The organism is Paenibacillus sp. LBL (genome assembly GCF_029893715.1).
GTDB classification, from domain to species: Bacteria; Bacillota; Bacilli; order Paenibacillales; family Paenibacillaceae; genus Paenibacillus_AQ; species Paenibacillus_AQ glucanolyticus.
In genome coordinates this window covers 26,202-43,090 of sequence record NZ_JARXYU010000009.1, presented here as the reverse complement: position 1 = coordinate 43,090, position 16,889 = coordinate 26,202, and the positions used below count along the sequence as shown (strand labels likewise).

Here is a 16,889-nt window from a genome sequence, read left to right as displayed (position 1 = left end):
ACCAACGTGTATGTGTTCTATATAAATCATGTGAGATCCCTTGTCTGCTGCCGGGTGTACGTGAATTTACTCATGAGCAGCATGGCCGCCAGTCCGATGATGAGTGATCCCCACATGACCGGTGATATCAAGCTCCATCTGATGGATGCGTTAGCAATGAAATCGGTTAGGCTGTAACCCAGCAAATTAAACAGAACGACGGATCCGGTGGTTAGCACCATCACCACAAGGGTGTTTCTGAAGTACGCCTTGCCGCTGCACATATGCTCCCAATAAATATAGGGCCCGGTCATTAAAAATCCGATGCCGATCCATGTCAGCATGAATGCGATATAACTCGGGATATCCATTGCGGATCTGATATGATCACCTATCGCATACATGACCCCAAAAAACACGATGCCGTTTATGGCATAAGCTATCAGGCTGTTTATAATGCGGCTTACGAAAATCGCGGAGGCCGGCACCGGTATGCTGCGGTAAAAATACAGCATCCGCGTATACGAATCCTCGCTCAGATAACGGAAGGATCTTCTGCTGAAGAGGTATCCCAATAACGGAGCGTAAAGCACCAATATGAAGTCAATGAACGGGTTGCTGCGCTCATACAAATGTTCAAACTGATTGTCTATGATAACGCTGGCGGCAAATCCCATGTATACCATGAAGAGAATGGTCCATAAAATCTGCAGCTTGTCGCTTGCAAAATCCTTCTTTACGATCTTCATTGCATTATGGAGTACTTGTTGCAACGCGCCTCACCCTTTCCCTCGTATATACAATCAATTTCTATACAATCAATTTCTATACAATCAATTTCGTAATCATTGCAGTTGTGCACTTCCACTGTGCTTAGTGTGATTACTGTGCTCACTGTGTATATCTTTATATACAGTATATAGTCTGTATCTAAACAGTGTCAATAGAATTTGTAAATATTTATGATTCCTGGTTGATGGCAGCGACCGGAGCGGATCCACTTCCCCACTACATCCTGCAAATGAGTCACCCCGCCGGCCTCCATAAAAAAACACCCGCCAGATCTCTCTGACGGGTGTTCTCCCACACTTACATTCCAAATATGACTTTCCATACAGGCTGAGTATGACCGCCTGGATACAACAGATACAGCAAGGTGTACACGGCCACACCGGTAATTGCTGTAAAGAACCAAATAATGGACGTAACTCTGCCCCATTTACGGTGCTTGGAATATTTTTCCTTGAGTCCAAGAGTCAATGTCGTAATGCCAAAGACCGCAGCGACGGTAGCCAGCACAATATGGAAGATCAGGAATACCTGATAATAAGGCTTCAGTTCATCCGGTCCGCCCCACGACGTATTGCCAATGAATATAGTGCGCGATGAATAGATGATAAAGAAGATCACCGCTGCCACCGCTGCCCAGATCATCACTTTTTTGTGAGCTGCGCGTTTGCCTTTAATAATAAGTCCCCAACCGATAGCTACCAGCACGGCGCTTATCACGATAAACGTAGTGCTGACCGTGGGAAATATAAAATACCAATCCATATGGATCCTCCTTCATTAATCCTTATTAAGCTTGATTCAGGTTACCCGAAGGCACCTCACCAGGCAAAGGATCGTCTTCCTGATTCTCTCGTTTGTACCAATGGAAGAACACATAGGCCAGCATCGAAGCGAAGATGATCTCCTGGAAGAATTTCATGATAATCCCGCCAACACGCTGGTCAATGGCCGGCTCCAAGTAGCCGAAAAATTCGGGTCCTCCGAATTGGCTGAGTAATGCTGAGGTGTCACCAGACACACAATAACCCATCGCATTCGCCCATACAACCGGGTCACTATATGTAGCGTACATCGGCTCGTTTGCGAAAATAATAAGCCCACACGCCGGTGTCAGCAATACCATATTGAGGAAGATATACCCCATCTTCATAAGCCCCGAGGACTTGTCCTTCTCCGGAATCGGATTCAATATGGCCCACCACATGAGCAGTGAGGCAATTAACAGAATCAGATAGTACAACCGATGCACCCAGAAATTCAACATGACAAAGTCATGGATTACTGGAATGTGATAAAACGAAAACAAACCGTTAAACACTACTGCTGCCACAATAGGATGCGTGAGGAAGCCTAGCTTCTTAAATGGATTTACCCTGTCGAAAGCACGCCACAGCCAAACCGGAATGCCCAGAATCAGGAGTGGTGTTGCCATGAGATAAGACATCGCCATACTCACCATATGGAACGAGAACATTGTATGTCCAAGCAGATTAACCGGTCCACCTTGGGCAAGATAGAACGTAATCATCCCCGCAACAAATAAAGATTTCCGCCCAGCCGAAACCGGAGCACTTCCTTGGAATCGATGGCTCAAGGGACCGGTCAGCAAGAAATAGCCAGCAGTCAGGAGCAGCATAAACGCCAGGAACATGGGGGTCCATTTATCTGCAAAACTAAAATATTCTAAGCCCAGCATGCAAAAACCTCCCCTAAACGGGTTAAATTCTGTCGAAATTGTGACACCTTCCTACGACTTAAAAAAAGAGGGGGCTGAAGTAGCCCACCTCTTTTTCATTTTACCACCAAACCCAGAACAGTGCCATGACAATACAGGTACTTGCTACGAAGAAGCCGCCAATCATGAACAGGATTGGCATCAGATGCCCTTTGTCCTTTAAGTGCATCCAGTAACCCATTTGTACGAACACCTGCAGCACAGCCATAACCAGCAAGATGATGATCGTAAATGCTGTGTTGATGCCACCGGCTGCGACGGCTGCGAAGGCAATTGCCGTCAGCACGATGGAGAAGATAAATACTACAATGTGTTTCTCAGGGCCCTCCACGCGATGGCGGTGTTTAACTGTCGGCCCCTCATTAGCATTAGATGATTGGTTCGCAGTCATTCCTTAGCCCACCTTTCCAAGAAGGTATACGACCGAGAAGATGAACACCCATACAACGTCGATAAAGTGCCAGTACATGGCAGAAACATATACCTTGGGTGCTGTAACAACGGTTAACCCTTTTCTGTACAGCTGAGCAATCAACAGGCTGATCCACACGACCCCAAAAGCAACGTGAGCACCGTGGAAGCCAACCAGCGTATAGAATGCAGACGAGAATGCACTCGTCTTCATATTAAATGATTCATGTACAATATACTCGTAGAACTCATAAATCTCAAGGCCAAGGAATCCAAGACCCAGTGCTACGGTTACGATGAGCCACAACTTCAGCTTCTCGATATTGTGACGGTGGAGCGCCTGAATGGCGAACACACTGGTCAAGGAACTGACAAGCAATATCAGTGTTGCTGCTGCCGTAATCGGCAGCGAGAACAGCTCAGAAGCCGTTGGACCTTCATTGTTCTGGCCGCGAAGTGCCAGGAATGTTGCAAACAACGTACCGAAGAGTACAGCCTCTCCACCAAGGAAGAGCCAGAAACCAAGAACCTTATTACGGCCTTCGAGTGTTGCCTTCTCCGGCTCGTGAGGAAGTTCGCCGTTTACATGTTCAGCGTGACTCATGCTTTCCCCTCCCCTTCCAGTTCTTCAACTTCGATGTGATATCCATGATCATCGTACAGGGAACGAGCGATCATTGCAGCGAACGTAATCAGAAGACCAACAATCAGAACAATGTATTTATTGAAGATTAAGCTCATGAACGAATTCGAGAAGTCCTCCGTGCTAAACATGAAACCAAGACCCGCGATAAACAGACCCAGTGACATCACAAACGGAAGGATGCTTGGCGAAGGCATATGGATCGGACCAACCGGCTCGGATGGTGTCATCTCTTTATTGCCTGCCATCTTCTCTTTCCAGTAAGCATCGATACCGCGAACGAGCGGAATTTGCTTAAAGTTGTACTCTGGTGGTGGAGAAGGAATGCTCCACTCGAGCGTACGGCCATCTTCCCATGGATCCGCTGCTGCACCCACCGGTTTTCTTGAAGTTGCAACAACGTTGGCCAAGAAGGCCAACACACCGATACCCATCAAGATTGCACCGATGGTACTGATGAAGTTGAGTTCATCGAAATTCTGATTCGGCAAGTACGATACAATCCGCCGCTGCATACCGAGCAAACCAAGGAAATGCTGTACAAAGAATGTCATATGGAAGCCGATAGCGAACAGCCAGAACGTCCATTTGCCCAGCGTTTCGTTCAGTACGCGACCGAACATTTTAGGCCACCAGTAGTGCAATCCGGAGAACAGTCCGAATACCAGACCACCGACGATTACGTAGTGAAAGTGAGCTACAACGAAGTACGTATCATGGAACTGGAAATCTGCAGGAGCAGATGCCAGCATGACACCGGTAACGCCACCCATAACGAAGGTTGGTACGAAACCGATCGCGAACAGATTGGCACTGGTGAAACGGATTTGACCGCCCCACATCGTAAAGAGCCAGTTAAAGATTTTGATACCCGTAGGAACCGCAATCAACATCGTAGCGATGGAGAAAAGTGCATTTGCTACAGGTCCAAGACCTGTCGTAAACATATGGTGAGCCCAAACCATGAAGCCCAAGAAGGCAATCAGGATGGTTGCAAATACCATCGAGCTGTATCCGAACAAACGTTTACGAGAGAATGTCGGGATAACTTCTGAGATAATACCGAATGCCGGCAAAATCAGAATGTATACTTCAGGGTGACCGAAAATCCAGAAAATATGCTGCCACAATACGGGGTTACCGCCGCCCGCAACATCAAAGAAATTGGCACCTAGCAAACGGTCAAAGCTGAGCAATACAAGGCCTACTGTAATTGCAGGGAATGCGAACAGGATCATAGCCGATGTAATGAACGCCGTCCATGTAAACATTGGCATTCTCATGAAGGACATTCCAGGTGCACGCATTGTAATAATGGTTGCCAGGAAGTTGATACCGCCGATCAACGTACCCAAACCTGCAATCTGCAGCCCGATGGTATAGAAATCCACACCGTGTGTAGGCGAGTAGTCCGTTGAGGATAGCGGTGGATAAGATGTCCATCCCGCATCAGGCGCACCGCCCATAATCCAGCTAAGGTTAAGCAACAGTCCACCGAACAAAAACGTCCAAAACCCGAGTGAGTTCAAAAATGGAAACGCAACGTCCCGCGCACCGATCTGAAGCGGAATGACCGCATTCATCAAGGCGAAGATAACTGGCATTACACCCAGGAAGATCATCGTCGTTCCGTGCATCGTAATTAATTCATTAAATACTTGAGCCGATACCAAATCGTTCATCGGCTTGATCAGCTGCAAGCGAATGAGAATCGCTTCAATACCGCCAATCCCGAAGAAAAAGCCGCCCGCTATCAGGTATAATATACCGATTTTCTTGTGGTCAACGGTTGTTAGCCAATCCATTATCCCCGTGTAGCGTTTGACGCTATGGCTATGAGCATGAGCGTGAGCCAAGGTTTGTACCCCCTTTTAAAGTTCCTGCTGTATTAATAATCCAACTTATAATTGGCTAAGTAATCGGCAATTTGCTCGATTTCTTCATCACTGAAGCCGAGATCCTTCGGATTAGGCATCGTGTTACCAGGTTTTACAGCCTGTGGCTCCATCAGCCATTCCACCATGTTGTCTTTTGTCGGCTTTGTCCCTGGATTGCCGCTTATGTCGTTCAGCAAGATACTCGCTACCGTCTCACGCGATCCAATGCCAGTCAAGTTAGGACCCATGGCTCCGCCTTGATCGCCAACAGCGTGGCAGGAGAGACAGTTGGTCTTAAATTTCTCAGCAAGCGCAGCGTCTGCAGGAAGCACGGCAGGTGCTTTCATTGCAGTGACCCATTGCTCAAACGTTGCATCATCAACCGCTTTCACACGGAATTCCATGAAGCCATGGGAAGGGCCGCACAACTCTGCGCATTTACCAATGTATGTATCCGCTTTGTCAGCAACCAGAGTCATGTAGTTAACGCTGCCTTCTGTGTTCGTATCCATCTTGCCGCCGAGCGATGGTACCCAGAAGGAGTGAAGCACATCATTCGTTTTTAATTGGAAGGCAATTTTCTTGCCTACAGGAACAACCAGCTCTTGAGCGGTTTTCACACCGTGGTCCGGATAAGTAAACTCCCACCAGAACTGGTGAGAAGTAACTTCCACCTTAACTGCTTCCGGATCGTTCCAATCGTTCGCTCCGTACGCAAACACCTTTTGAATAGTAGGAACTGCAAGCACGAGCACCAAGAGCAGCGGAATCGCCGTCCAGATAATCTCCAGCTTATGGTTCCCTTCCACTTGTTCAGGAATTTCATCTTGTCCCTTTTTTCTACGGAACTTAACAAGCACGTATGCGGCAATTCCAAATACCACAACCATTACGACGATCATAATCGAAATGGAGAGCTTAATTAAATCCAGTTGACCTTGTGCTACCGGACCTTGTGGTCTTAAGACCGACAAATCCTCTCGGCCGCAGCCGGATAACACCAAAGCAAACATGGCCATCAAAGGAAGAAGACGCTTTACAGCCTGCCACCGTTTCATCATTGATCTACCCCACTTTTCCGATTTTCGTAGACTACCATCCGGCGCAAACAGCGGTAATCTACCTGCACAATCACGGATGAAGTAATCCTGTCAATTAAAGCAATCACTTATTAAATATAAGTTCATGGGTTGCTTTTGTCAATCATTCACAGGGAGTTCACAAATTGTTCGAAAAGTCGTCAAAGTCGCGCCGTTACTGATTTTGCAATCGCTTTCAAACTCGTTTCACACTCCCGTGGCCCATGATTCGACATTCTGCACAATGCCTCAGCGACAGTCTTTATAGCTATATATACAGTCATTTCCGTCTTTTTGAATCTGTATGCAGCGGCTGTGCAGGAGCTACATTCACCCCTGAATCTCCATACTAAAGGAGGTGTTCCAGGCAAGCTGCATCATCCCCGCCAGGAATACCTCCTATTATTATGCTATATTTCTCTGCACTTTAATCCGTCAGAATGACTGGCCCTTCACGTGTGATAGCTATCGTATGCTCATATTGAACACCTATCGACCCGTCTGCGCTGGATATAGTCCAGCCATCATCCCCCCAGAACACTGCACCTGTGCTTCCCAGAGTGAATACCGGTTCGATGGTAATGACCATACCTTCTTTAAGCTTCAATCCCCTTCCAGGAACTCCATAGTTCAGCACATCAGGCGGCTCGTGTATGGCACGGCCGATTCCATGGCCAACCAGCGATTTTACGATCCCGTACCCTTCCCTTTCGGCAACCTGCTCGATGGCATGACCCACATCACCCAACGCAGCGCCGTGACGCGCCGCCTCGATCCCTCTAAACAGCGCTTCGTGCGTATGCTCCATCAATTTTCTTACCTTGGGAGAAACCTCGGCTACCGCATAGGTCCATCCTGAATCCGCCAGCCATCCGTTCTTATTCACCACCATGTCGATGGTCACCACATCACCCGCCTCCAGCGGCCGCTGGTCGGGAAATCCATGACAGACTACATCATTAACCGATGCACAGGTTGCGTAGGGAAATCCTTTATACCCCTTTTGCTCAGGGACAGCTCCGTTCTTCTCCAGAAACTTCTCCACCCTAGCATCAATCTCGCTTGTCGTAATCCCTGGTTGTATGATCTTAGCTATTTCACGGTGGCACGCAGCCAAGATGCGTCCCGCCTCGCGGATATATCCGATTTCTTCCTTTCGTCTCAGCTGTATCCTCACATCTGCCACTCCCCTATATCCTTATCGGATCGACTGCTAACAATATATGAAGGGACAGATGCAAAATACCCTCAAAATAGTGGACTTTGCACGGAAGTTCGAGCCCGATGTCTATCATCGACCGCAAACGCAAAAAAACCGCCTTCGGGACATTTGTCCCAAAAACGGTTTAACCATATTCTCTAAATGGTTCATATTATTAGTTGATAACAAGATGAACATGCTTGTGATATTTCTATAGATATCAGGTGCTTATTACAGGTTACGAAACGGAGGAATTCAGCTTGCCAAGTTCATGCTCAACAACAAGTGTAAGCTCTTCTTCATAGCCCCCCATAATATGGTACTTCCGGACATACTCCTTTACAAATTTTTTCGGATCTTTAGGCCGGAAAATTCGTGTCATTTCCCGCAGACTTTCCTTAACCTCATTGTGACCTTTCGTTGCCATGATGGATCCCTCCCAAAACGTGTGGAATAAAATTACTCCGTTTAAAGAGAATGCCGAAAAGATCTACCTCATTAAGTTGAAGCCATATTGCAGTTCTAACGGTGATGATTAGGTTGATATTCAGCAACTTACCAATGCACCTGACACTATACATACCCTTACAGCATGCAACTGAATCATTAATATATTATATCATATTCTTCTGTTTGTTTCATCTTTCCCAAAAAATGTTTTTTTGTACGATGAATTTCATGGATCATCAATTACGCCCGGAATTGGTTAAGATACATTCATACGATCCATAAAACGCAATCAAATCGCAGATTTTTATGACCACGCAATTAGCTATTATCATAAGATTCCAACATAAGGAGGCCCTTCCTATGGCAGAAACACGGTCTATCCTGCACTCCCCTTATTCTTCCGGCTCCCCGATTCCTAGTGCGGAACCGCAAGACTTGGGGCTCCAGCATGAGATTCTGGATCAGGTCGACAAGATCATCCAGAAACAATATCCGAAAATGCGCAGCTTTCTGCTGCTGCATAGCGGCAAGCTCGTATATGAACGCTACTATGGCGGGCACAGTGTTTCTTCGCTCAATGATCTCAGGTCAGCCACAAAGAGTTTTACATCCATATTATTTGGCATTGCCCTCTCGCGCGGCGAATTGCCCGATCTGAATTCATCCATTAAAGACATCTTCCAGCGGTATATTCCCGAACGCGCTCATCCTCTCCTGCACAAGGTTTCCCTTCATCATTTACTGACTATGACCTCAGGCTTTGCATGGCAAACAGGCAAGAAGCTGGGAGAGCCCCTCATTCACCGCTTCCACCGCAACCGGAAATGGACGAGCTTTGCGCTTTCCCTGCCTGTGGTTGAGCAGGAGATGGGGCTGTTTCAATACCGGAGCACGGATTCACATCTGCTCTCCGTCGCCATTAGCGAGGCCACGGGAATGGATGCTTACGCCTATGCCAGGCAGCATCTATTCGGTCCCCTGGGCATTCACCATGCTGCATGGTCTCCAAGCCCTGAGGGCCACAGCATGGGTCACGTCGGGCTCTATCTCACGTCAAGGGATATGGCCAAATTCGGTTTATGCTGCCTGGACGGAGGACGATGGGAAGGTGAGCGTCTCATTCCGGAATCATGGCTGGAGCAAGCACTTACTCCCCAGGTTAAGGGCTATCCCGCTTTTGGCGATTATGGATTCCAGTGGTGGAACGGCATGCAGAACGGTACGCCCTTTGCACTCGCACACGGCCATGGTGGACAGCAAATCTATCTTTTTCCCAAGTTGGATACGGTCGTTGTATTTACTGCCGATAGCAAGGTCAGCCGCTGGAAGAATCCTCGCGTGCTGCTGGAACGCCATATCCTTGATGCTATCCAATCCAAATCCTCACCATCGTCGGATGACTCTAACTAGTTCGTTAAATTGGGGCGGCATATTTAAAGAAGCGACCATTATTTTCAAGCCTGTATTTGACTTTCATGCACCTTTTAGCGGATAGTACCTTCTCTTTCTGGTTACTTTATGCGATATGAATCATTTCTAAAATCAAGCCTGAGAGGAGCATGCGACATGTCCGGTAAAGACAAAGATCTCCATCCGATTTCAAACGAAGAGGTTGAAGTGGACGGAACGTACACCAATGAATGGGGTCGGGAGGAATATTTGAAGCGCGGCGAGGAGTTCCCGTTTGATCCGCAGAAGGGCTCTACGGAGTGGAGACTGGCTGAATATGATTTTGACAACCATCATCAAGGCAGAACAGACGAACGTCTGGTTCCAAAAGAGAAGGGCCCGGATAAACAGGTGAATGCCGAATCTCCGCTGCGCCATGATGTCGAAGTTGATTAATCCCTTGTATACCGGCAGTGTACAGAGATGGTTCATCAAGTCCTGACCATAAAGGGTGATACCACATGCGAAAATCGAAATGGGTTCTGCTGCTTATCCCCATTATAGCCGTGGGCGCCCTATGGCTTGCAGCTTATATCGGGAAGCCGGAATACGCCTATGTACCGCCTGAACACAAGTTGGAAAATGCACCACAGCTCCAGGCCCAGCAACTGGGCTTCATTCGCCAGTATGATCTCTGGGGCAAAACACTTACGGTTCCCGGTTCTGCCCTTCAGGACCAGGATTCTCGCTTATCCGCGGCTAACGGAGCTATCGAAATAACGAAAGACATGCTTGCTCTGGGGCGCCGCACCCTTTATGAGGAGACCTTTGGTAATGAGGTATTCTTAACCGATATTCTGGGGATTGTTGATGGCCCAATGAAGCTGGGTAAAATCGCCAAGGCTATCGCTGAGCTGAAGGGAAAGGGCACGAACAATTTACAAATCGAGCTTGATCAGGATGTTACAATTGGTGGCAAATCCTTCCGCAAGGGAGATAAGATTGACACTGGCTTTGATGTGGCCAAAGGAGCTTATGCCCCGATCGGTGTCAAAATAAAATATGACCAGGGTAAAGCCCGTATCGGAGTCACCTGCATGGCCTGTCATGCTACCGTCAACCGCGAGACGGGAATGGTGGTGGAAGGCGCACCGAACTCTGATCTAAACTTGGGTTTCATGCTGGCGCTGGCACCTAACAGCTCGGCATATTTTACCCATACGGATGTCACGAAGCTCGTGGATTTTATTAAGAACGAGAACCGTACCGTCATCAATTCCAAAGGAAAACCCGAGGCACTACCCGATCCAGCAGCACTGGAAAAGGCGGTTGACGACAATCTCATGAAATGGGCACCCGGCAATTTCGATACTACCGTTGATCTTATCAGCGATGTGACCCAAATTCCCGATATGTTCACGAAGGGTGATCATCCGTTCAGCTGGAGCGGCTTCGCTATTGCGGGCCCTTTCAAGGGGCTCAGCACCTTCAGCAACAATGTGCATGCACAGAATACGGATACCTTGAGCCAAAGCGAGATCAGCGAGCCTTTATGGGGGATCGACAAGGAAATCTATGTGGGCACCATTTTGCAAAATGCAGCTCATCGCAAGTTCCGCTACGACCCAAAGAGCGGGCTGAAGCCAACCGAATTCTTCAACCGGCTGGACCCGAATCCCGGCACCCCCGGTGTCAATGAAGTAATCAAGATTCCGAACTTCCCGAAGGTTTCGGCAATTGCGCCCAATGGACTGTACATCAGTTCGCCCGGATTTCATGCCGGGGAGCAGGTTAATGCCATGTCTGCCTATCAGAATACGGTGCGTCCGCCAGACACGGATTCTTCGGCAGCCACCAATGCCAAGACCATCCATCTCGGAGCGGAGGTATTCAAAAAAGCACAGTGCATCTCTTGCCATGCAGGTGATTTTTTCACGAATAACCGGATTCTGCCTGCTGTCGAAATCGGCACTGAGCCTGCAAGGGCCAAAGCCTTCCACACCACGCAAAACGCTTTTGGCGAAGCAGAGTTCTATCCTCCCAATACTCCCGTACCCCTCCCTTCGGATGCGAAGGTGGTCAAGATTCCCCTGGACGGAATCGACCCGAAGCAGATCGAGCTGGGTTTCGGCCATTATCAATCCGGAGGCGGTTATAAGGTCAAGGGGCTGATAGGGCTGCGCTGGTCTGCACCGTATTTGCATGATGGCGGAGTGGCCGTTGGCCCGGAACTGGGACAAATTGGCGTAGCCGAAAGCGTTATGAAAGGCATTCAGCCGGATCCTTACAACAGCCTGAAGGCCCTGATCGACCGGAAGCTGAGAATGCAGGTCATTGAAGCGAACCGCAAAGATGCACGGCTAAGGGACACCCACATTACGGGTCAGGGTCATGAATATTGGGTGGACGAAAGCAGCGGTTTTACCAAGGAGGAGCAGGATGCTCTCGTGAAGTATCTGCTGCAATTGAAAATGAAATAATATCGGTGCACAACCATCATACTTTGTCCAATCGCTTCATAAGGTAAGGTATAAAGCTTGCCCTACCCAGAACCGGTTTTTAAGACAAGGAGTTGATGAGATGTCCCCTTTCAAATCGTCCACAGGGCTTCCCGAGAATCTGGCCGCAACACTCTGTTATCTTCTTCCCATGGTCGGAGGAATTCTGTTTCTTTCATTAGAAAAAAGAAGCCGTTACGTCATATTCCATGCCCTTCAGTCCCTGCTGGCCTTCGGCATCCTTGCCGTCGCCCACCTGCTGTCGAGCGCGGTGCCCATCATCGGCCTCCTGGCTTCCGCCCTCCTCGCACTGGTTGGCGTGCTGATGTGGCTGGTGCTTATGGCTAACGCCATTCAGGGAAAATGGTTCAAACTGCCCTGGATCGGCAATTTTGCCGAGAAACAAATGCAGCGTATCTGACGTGAGCTGCTCCCATTACGACTGGATACATTATTGCATATGTGAACAACAAAAAAACGGCCTCGCTCCTGCATCTGGAGCGAGGCCGTTTTGGTTGTTCGGGACCGCTGCTGGGAACGCTGTTAGAGAGCAGGCTGAATTCGACCCGTATGCTGGAGCGAAGTTGTTCTTAAGTTCGGGACTTTTTTTAAATTGACCCTCTTAAGGGTGCAGTTCACCCTTTATCCGTGCTAGTGCTATAGGTAAATATGGCGTAACGGACCTAGTAGACGTTATTTTCAAAAAGCGAGCATGTTTTGAGATGTAACGGACCCTGGAAGCGTTATTTGACAACTAACGGTGGGGATCAAGCCCATATGTTTAACGACTACTGTGTCCGTTAGAGTTGAGGAAGTGGCGATATCCTGTAAATAACGGATATGAGGTCCGTTAGCTAATAGCTCCTGATCGAGGGGACAGCAACTATCACATTAGTTACTATTCATGCAGCAGCGATCACTTTAGTTACTATGCAAATCAAGCAGCATTCTATTGTGTTAGTTACTTATTACATTCAGATCACAACAATCCATCACATTAGTTACATTCATGCAGACACGGAGCAGCCATAGCCCCCAACCCATCATTCAAAGAAACCCACGGGTCCGCATAACACCGGGTAACGGCCATAACCAAGATAACCGTGAGTAATATTGAAGAGAATCACGGATAGCGACTCGCCGTCGCTATCCATCTGTAATGCCGGTGCAGCGATCCCGTCAGTCCATAATAAAAGGCAGAGCAAGATATGGAATCTTGCTCTGCCTTTTTTTTTGAAACCCGAGTTATCCAGCTGCTTACACAGGCACTCCTTATGCGGCATGCCCTTCCGCAGTATCACCTTGCTCTGTACGAGTAGGCTTCGTATAGTTCAACCCGTTAAATATCAGGTTCAGCACGATTGCTGTCAAGCTGCCTGCAACAATGCCGTTATCTGCAAGAATACGGATGCTGTCCGGCAAATTAGCGAAGAGATCCGGTACAGTCGTCACGCCAAGTCCCATACCCACAGAACAAGCAATGATGAACAGGTTCTCATGACGGTTCAAGTCAACCTGATCCCCCAGCATGCGAATACCGGAAGATACAACCATTCCGAACAATGCAACCATGGCCCCACCGAGCACAGAAGGAGGTACCAGTTGAGTCAAAGCCGCAATTTTCGGAACAAACCCGATCAGGATCAGCATACTGCCTGCTACAACAATCACGTCCCGTGTCTTCACGCGACTCATCTGGATCAAACCAACGTTTTGAGAGTAAGTGGTATAAGGGAACGAGTTGAAAATACCACCTACCACAATAGCGATTCCTTCTGCACGGTAACCGCGCGAAAGATCTTTGGAGGTAATATCTCGGTCTACGATTTTGCCAAGCGCCATAAATACGCCCGTGGATTCGGCCACACTGACAATCGCCACGAGAATCATCGTTACGATCGGAACGATCTTAAACTCCGGAGTTCCAAAATAGAATGGCTGCGGAGCACGGAACCATCCCGCTTCACGCAGTGGCGTCAGATCCAGGCCCCCGAACATAGCAGCAGCAATGGTACCGATAATCAGACCAAGGAGGACGGAGATGGAACGCCAGAACCCTTTTGCAAAACGGTTCATAATAATAATGAAAACCAGCACCCCAAAGCCAAGGCTAAGGTTCAGCATACTGCCAAATTCTTCGCCGGCATTCGCACCGCCCCCTAGATCCGTCAAAGCAACAGGTATCAGCGTCAAACCAATGATGGTTACAACAGAGCCTGTAACGACAGGCGGAAACACCTTAATCAGCTTGCCAAACAGACCGGAGAACAGAATTACAAATAAACCGGAAGCAATGATCGCTCCGTAAATAGCCGACATCCCGTGCTGCTGTCCGATAATGATCATCGGACCCACCGCCTGGAAGGCACAGCCCAGCATGACCGGCAAGCCGATGCCGAAATACTTGTTGCCGAACACCTGCAGCAGAGTTGCCACCCCGCATGCAAGCAGGTCGATGGCGATCAAATACGTCAGCTGCTCCGTCGTTAAACCGAGCGCCCCGCCAACGATAAGCGGTACGATAATAGCCCCTGCGTACATTGCCAATACATGCTGCAGACCCAGTGAAAAGGTTTTACCCGGATTCCGATTCTTATCAAAGATCGGATCTTGCACCGCTTGTTTCTGCTGTTCCATGACTTCTTAATTCCTCCCAATAAATTGTTGGCTTGGTTCTATGCGAATGTCACTACACCATCATCAAGTGATGCAATACGTACAAGCGATTCGACCCGGTAACCCGCTTCAGCCAGCAATCGCCCTCCGGGTTGGAACGCTTTTTCGATGACGATACCGATGCCTGCCACTTCAGCTCCCGCCTGCTCAACGATGCGCGCAAGTCCAAATGCCGCCTCGCCATTCGCAAGGAAATCGTCCACGATCAGCACTTTATCGCCTGGCTTGATAAATTTCTTCGCTACCGTAATTTCATTCGTTTCCTGCTTGGTGAAGGAGTACACTTTCTCCACGAATATATCCTCACGGAGCGTCAGCGACTTCTGCTTCCGTGCAAAGATGAGAGGCACTTCCATCTCAAGCGCGGTCATAATGCCGGGTGCGATGCCGGAGGATTCGATGGTCAATACACGCGTCACATTCGCTTCCTTGAACAACCGTGTAAATTCCTTTCCAACCTCTTTCATCAATACCGGATCCATCTGGTGATTCAGGAACGAATCCACCTTCAGTACCTGTCCGCTTAATACAATGCCTTCCTCTTTCACTTTGTTCTGCAGTAATTGCATGATGCTCCCCCTTAAATTTTGTTCACATTCCAAGCAAGAAAAGCCCACTTCCTCCTCTCACCGAAACGCCGGGAAAGAAACAAGTGGGCATAAGCAACAAAAACGCACCGTTAGCCAACCGGTCCATTGACCTGGCTTGTCCGCTGCTGCTGCCATAACCCGTAGTCCAATCATTTCCGGTGATCGGGTAGAAACATGCAGGCCTATTCCTGCACCTATACGAGAAAAGTATGATATCCAAATATCTTAGAATGCTTACGTATAAATGTTGAATTTCCGAATGGTTGAATTTCCGAATGAATGAAGTATAACGCATTCCGTATGAAAAAATAAAGTGAAAATTTACGGAAATTAAAAACGTACGCTTCCTGAACTGAAACCTGCAAATGAAAAAGCCACCCTCGGGTGGCTTCCTCAACAGCTTTTCTGCTGCGGTCATTTATTCAAAGGTAACATGGATCTGTACGATCTCGGAACGAGAGCCCAGCCGAATCGGCGGTCCCCAGAATCCATAGCCTGAAGAAACGATGGAATGCATCTGCCCTTTTTGCAGGTACCCCCAATCATTCTCGAACAAGGCCTGGGTAATCAAATGTGCCGGGAAGACTTGCCCGCGATGCGTGTGGCCGGAAACGGTCAGATCAACGCCCTGCTCCTGAGCCTCGCCCAGCGCATTGGGCTGATGATCCAGCAGAAAGACAGGCTTGGACAAGTCCGCACCCTCCATGATCGAGGATAACGCAGCTCGGTCCTGATCCTGTTTGTCACGCCTGCCTACAAGCGTTATGCCCTCCACCGTCTGCTTCTCATCATACAATACGGTCATGCCACTCTGTTCAAGCGCCTCGATCAACTCCGGAATTTCCCCTTCGAAGCGATCATGGTTCCCTAGTGATGCATACACACCGTAAGGTGCCTGGATGCCAGTCAGAATCTGATCAATGCCTTGGTGCAAGTACGCATCCAGATCGTCATCAATAATATCGCCCGGGAATAACACCATATCCGGCTTCAGGTCATTGATTTCCTTCACCATTCGCTCGGCATGGGCCTTGCCTGACAGTACGCCGAAGTGCATGTCGGATGCCATGACGATATTCAGCTGCTGAAGTGCGCCGGCGTCCTTGGCTACGTGAATGTTGTAAGCCCGCACCACTGGACTATATGCATTAAAGGAGCCAAAGCCAATCAGAATGACCATCAACAAAAGCACGATGGAACCAGCAACCTTCTCCATGCCGTCTCTCCGCAAGGCCGTCATTCTCAGCAGCCATAACGTGATATGCATTAACGGTAGCAGAACGATCAACACATAGAATATAGCCATCCAGTAGGAGCCGATAATATTCAGCACCGTAAGGTTACCGAGAAACCGTCCGGATATAAACGATGTCGATACCACGGTCAGCACGGCAATATACACCATTTTGAGCGCAAGGGAGGGGCCGGGTTTCATCCAGCTCCATACGCTTCGCCCGATATAATAAACCAATAAGCCATAAATTATAATCGCTACAATTCCTACAAAAATAAACATCGTCATCCCCTTCCGTAACATCCATTATAACAAGTGGATTTTATAAATCCCAG

General features: G+C 48.4%; 16 protein-coding genes and 1 riboswitch. Of the genes, 4 read left to right on the top strand and 12 right to left on the bottom strand.

Annotation, left to right across the window (positions count from 1 at the left end; translation table 11 throughout):
* Positions 1-26 precede the first annotated feature (26 nt).
* From M2277_RS18985 to M2277_RS18945, 9 genes are all read right to left on the bottom strand, one after another.
* Positions 27-752, bottom strand: a complete 726-nt coding sequence (locus M2277_RS18985) for a hypothetical protein (RefSeq protein ID WP_006208092.1) — start codon at positions 750-752, stop codon at positions 27-29.
* A 316-nt stretch (positions 753-1,068) separates the two neighbouring features.
* Entirely contained in the window at positions 1,069-1,533 is a 465-nt protein-coding gene (locus M2277_RS18980; protein ID WP_006208091.1) for a DUF420 domain-containing protein, read from the bottom strand.
* 25 nt (positions 1,534-1,558) lie between these two features.
* A complete protein-coding gene (gene ctaG / locus M2277_RS18975) occupies positions 1,559-2,467 on the bottom strand; it encodes a cytochrome c oxidase assembly factor CtaG (RefSeq protein WP_280755352.1) in 909 nt (302 codons plus the stop codon).
* Between the two features lie 100 nt (positions 2,468-2,567).
* Positions 2,568-2,897: a cytochrome C oxidase subunit IV family protein gene (locus tag M2277_RS18970; RefSeq protein ID WP_006208089.1), complete on the bottom strand. Its 330-nt coding sequence runs from the start codon at positions 2,895-2,897 to the stop codon at positions 2,568-2,570.
* Between the two features lie 3 nt (positions 2,898-2,900).
* Positions 2,901-3,521, bottom strand: a complete 621-nt coding sequence (locus M2277_RS18965; protein WP_006208088.1) for a cytochrome (ubi)quinol oxidase subunit III — start codon at positions 3,519-3,521, stop codon at positions 2,901-2,903.
* Positions 3,518-5,365, bottom strand: coding sequence for a cytochrome c oxidase subunit I (ctaD, locus tag M2277_RS18960; protein WP_051449340.1), 1,848 nt, complete (start codon positions 5,363-5,365; stop codon positions 3,518-3,520). Before ctaD ends, M2277_RS18965 begins: the two co-directional genes overlap by 4 nt.
* Before the next feature lie 83 nt (positions 5,366-5,448).
* On the bottom strand, positions 5,449-6,498 hold the full coding sequence (gene coxB / locus M2277_RS18955; RefSeq protein ID WP_006208085.1) for a cytochrome c oxidase subunit II: 1,050 nt from the start codon (positions 6,496-6,498) through the stop codon (positions 5,449-5,451).
* Between the two features lie 445 nt (positions 6,499-6,943).
* Entirely contained in the window at positions 6,944-7,693 is a 750-nt protein-coding gene (gene map, locus M2277_RS18950; protein ID WP_063479737.1) for a type I methionyl aminopeptidase, read from the bottom strand.
* A gap of 262 nt (positions 7,694-7,955) precedes the next feature.
* Positions 7,956-8,144: a hypothetical protein gene (locus M2277_RS18945; protein WP_006208082.1), complete on the bottom strand. Its 189-nt coding sequence runs from the start codon at positions 8,142-8,144 to the stop codon at positions 7,956-7,958.
* Positions 8,145-8,527: 383 nt separating this feature from the next.
* Between M2277_RS18945 and M2277_RS18940 the strand changes: the two genes are divergently transcribed.
* The 4 genes from M2277_RS18940 to M2277_RS18925 all read left to right on the top strand — a co-directional run bounded on the left by M2277_RS18940 (position 8,528) and on the right by M2277_RS18925 (position 12,475).
* Complete coding sequence (locus M2277_RS18940; protein WP_152824785.1) at positions 8,528-9,577, top strand: serine hydrolase domain-containing protein; 1,050 nt, start codon at positions 8,528-8,530, stop codon at positions 9,575-9,577.
* Positions 9,578-9,733: 156 nt separating this feature from the next.
* Positions 9,734-10,012: a hypothetical protein gene (locus M2277_RS18935; protein ID WP_006208080.1), complete on the top strand. Its 279-nt coding sequence runs from the start codon at positions 9,734-9,736 to the stop codon at positions 10,010-10,012.
* 65 nt (positions 10,013-10,077) lie between these two features.
* Complete coding sequence (locus M2277_RS18930) at positions 10,078-12,036, top strand: electron transport protein (RefSeq protein WP_280755351.1); 1,959 nt, start codon at positions 10,078-10,080, stop codon at positions 12,034-12,036.
* Positions 12,037-12,136: 100 nt separating this feature from the next.
* Complete coding sequence (locus M2277_RS18925) at positions 12,137-12,475, top strand: DUF4870 domain-containing protein (protein ID WP_006208078.1); 339 nt, start codon at positions 12,137-12,139, stop codon at positions 12,473-12,475.
* 851 nt (positions 12,476-13,326) lie between these two features.
* Here the strand turns inward: M2277_RS18925 and M2277_RS18920 are convergent.
* The 3 genes from M2277_RS18920 to M2277_RS18910 all read right to left on the bottom strand — a co-directional run bounded on the left by M2277_RS18920 (position 13,327) and on the right by M2277_RS18910 (position 16,836).
* Positions 13,327-14,691: a nucleobase:cation symporter-2 family protein gene (locus M2277_RS18920; RefSeq protein ID WP_063478516.1), complete on the bottom strand. Its 1,365-nt coding sequence runs from the start codon at positions 14,689-14,691 to the stop codon at positions 13,327-13,329.
* 38 nt (positions 14,692-14,729) lie between these two features.
* A complete protein-coding gene (locus tag M2277_RS18915) occupies positions 14,730-15,299 on the bottom strand; it encodes a xanthine phosphoribosyltransferase (protein ID WP_006208073.1) in 570 nt (189 codons plus the stop codon).
* Positions 15,300-15,441: 142 nt separating this feature from the next.
* Positions 15,442-15,542, bottom strand: a riboswitch (purine riboswitch).
* A 196-nt stretch (positions 15,543-15,738) separates the two neighbouring features.
* Positions 15,739-16,836, bottom strand: coding sequence for a metallophosphoesterase (locus tag M2277_RS18910; RefSeq protein ID WP_006208072.1), 1,098 nt, complete (start codon positions 16,834-16,836; stop codon positions 15,739-15,741).
* Positions 16,837-16,889: the final 53 nt, after the last annotated feature.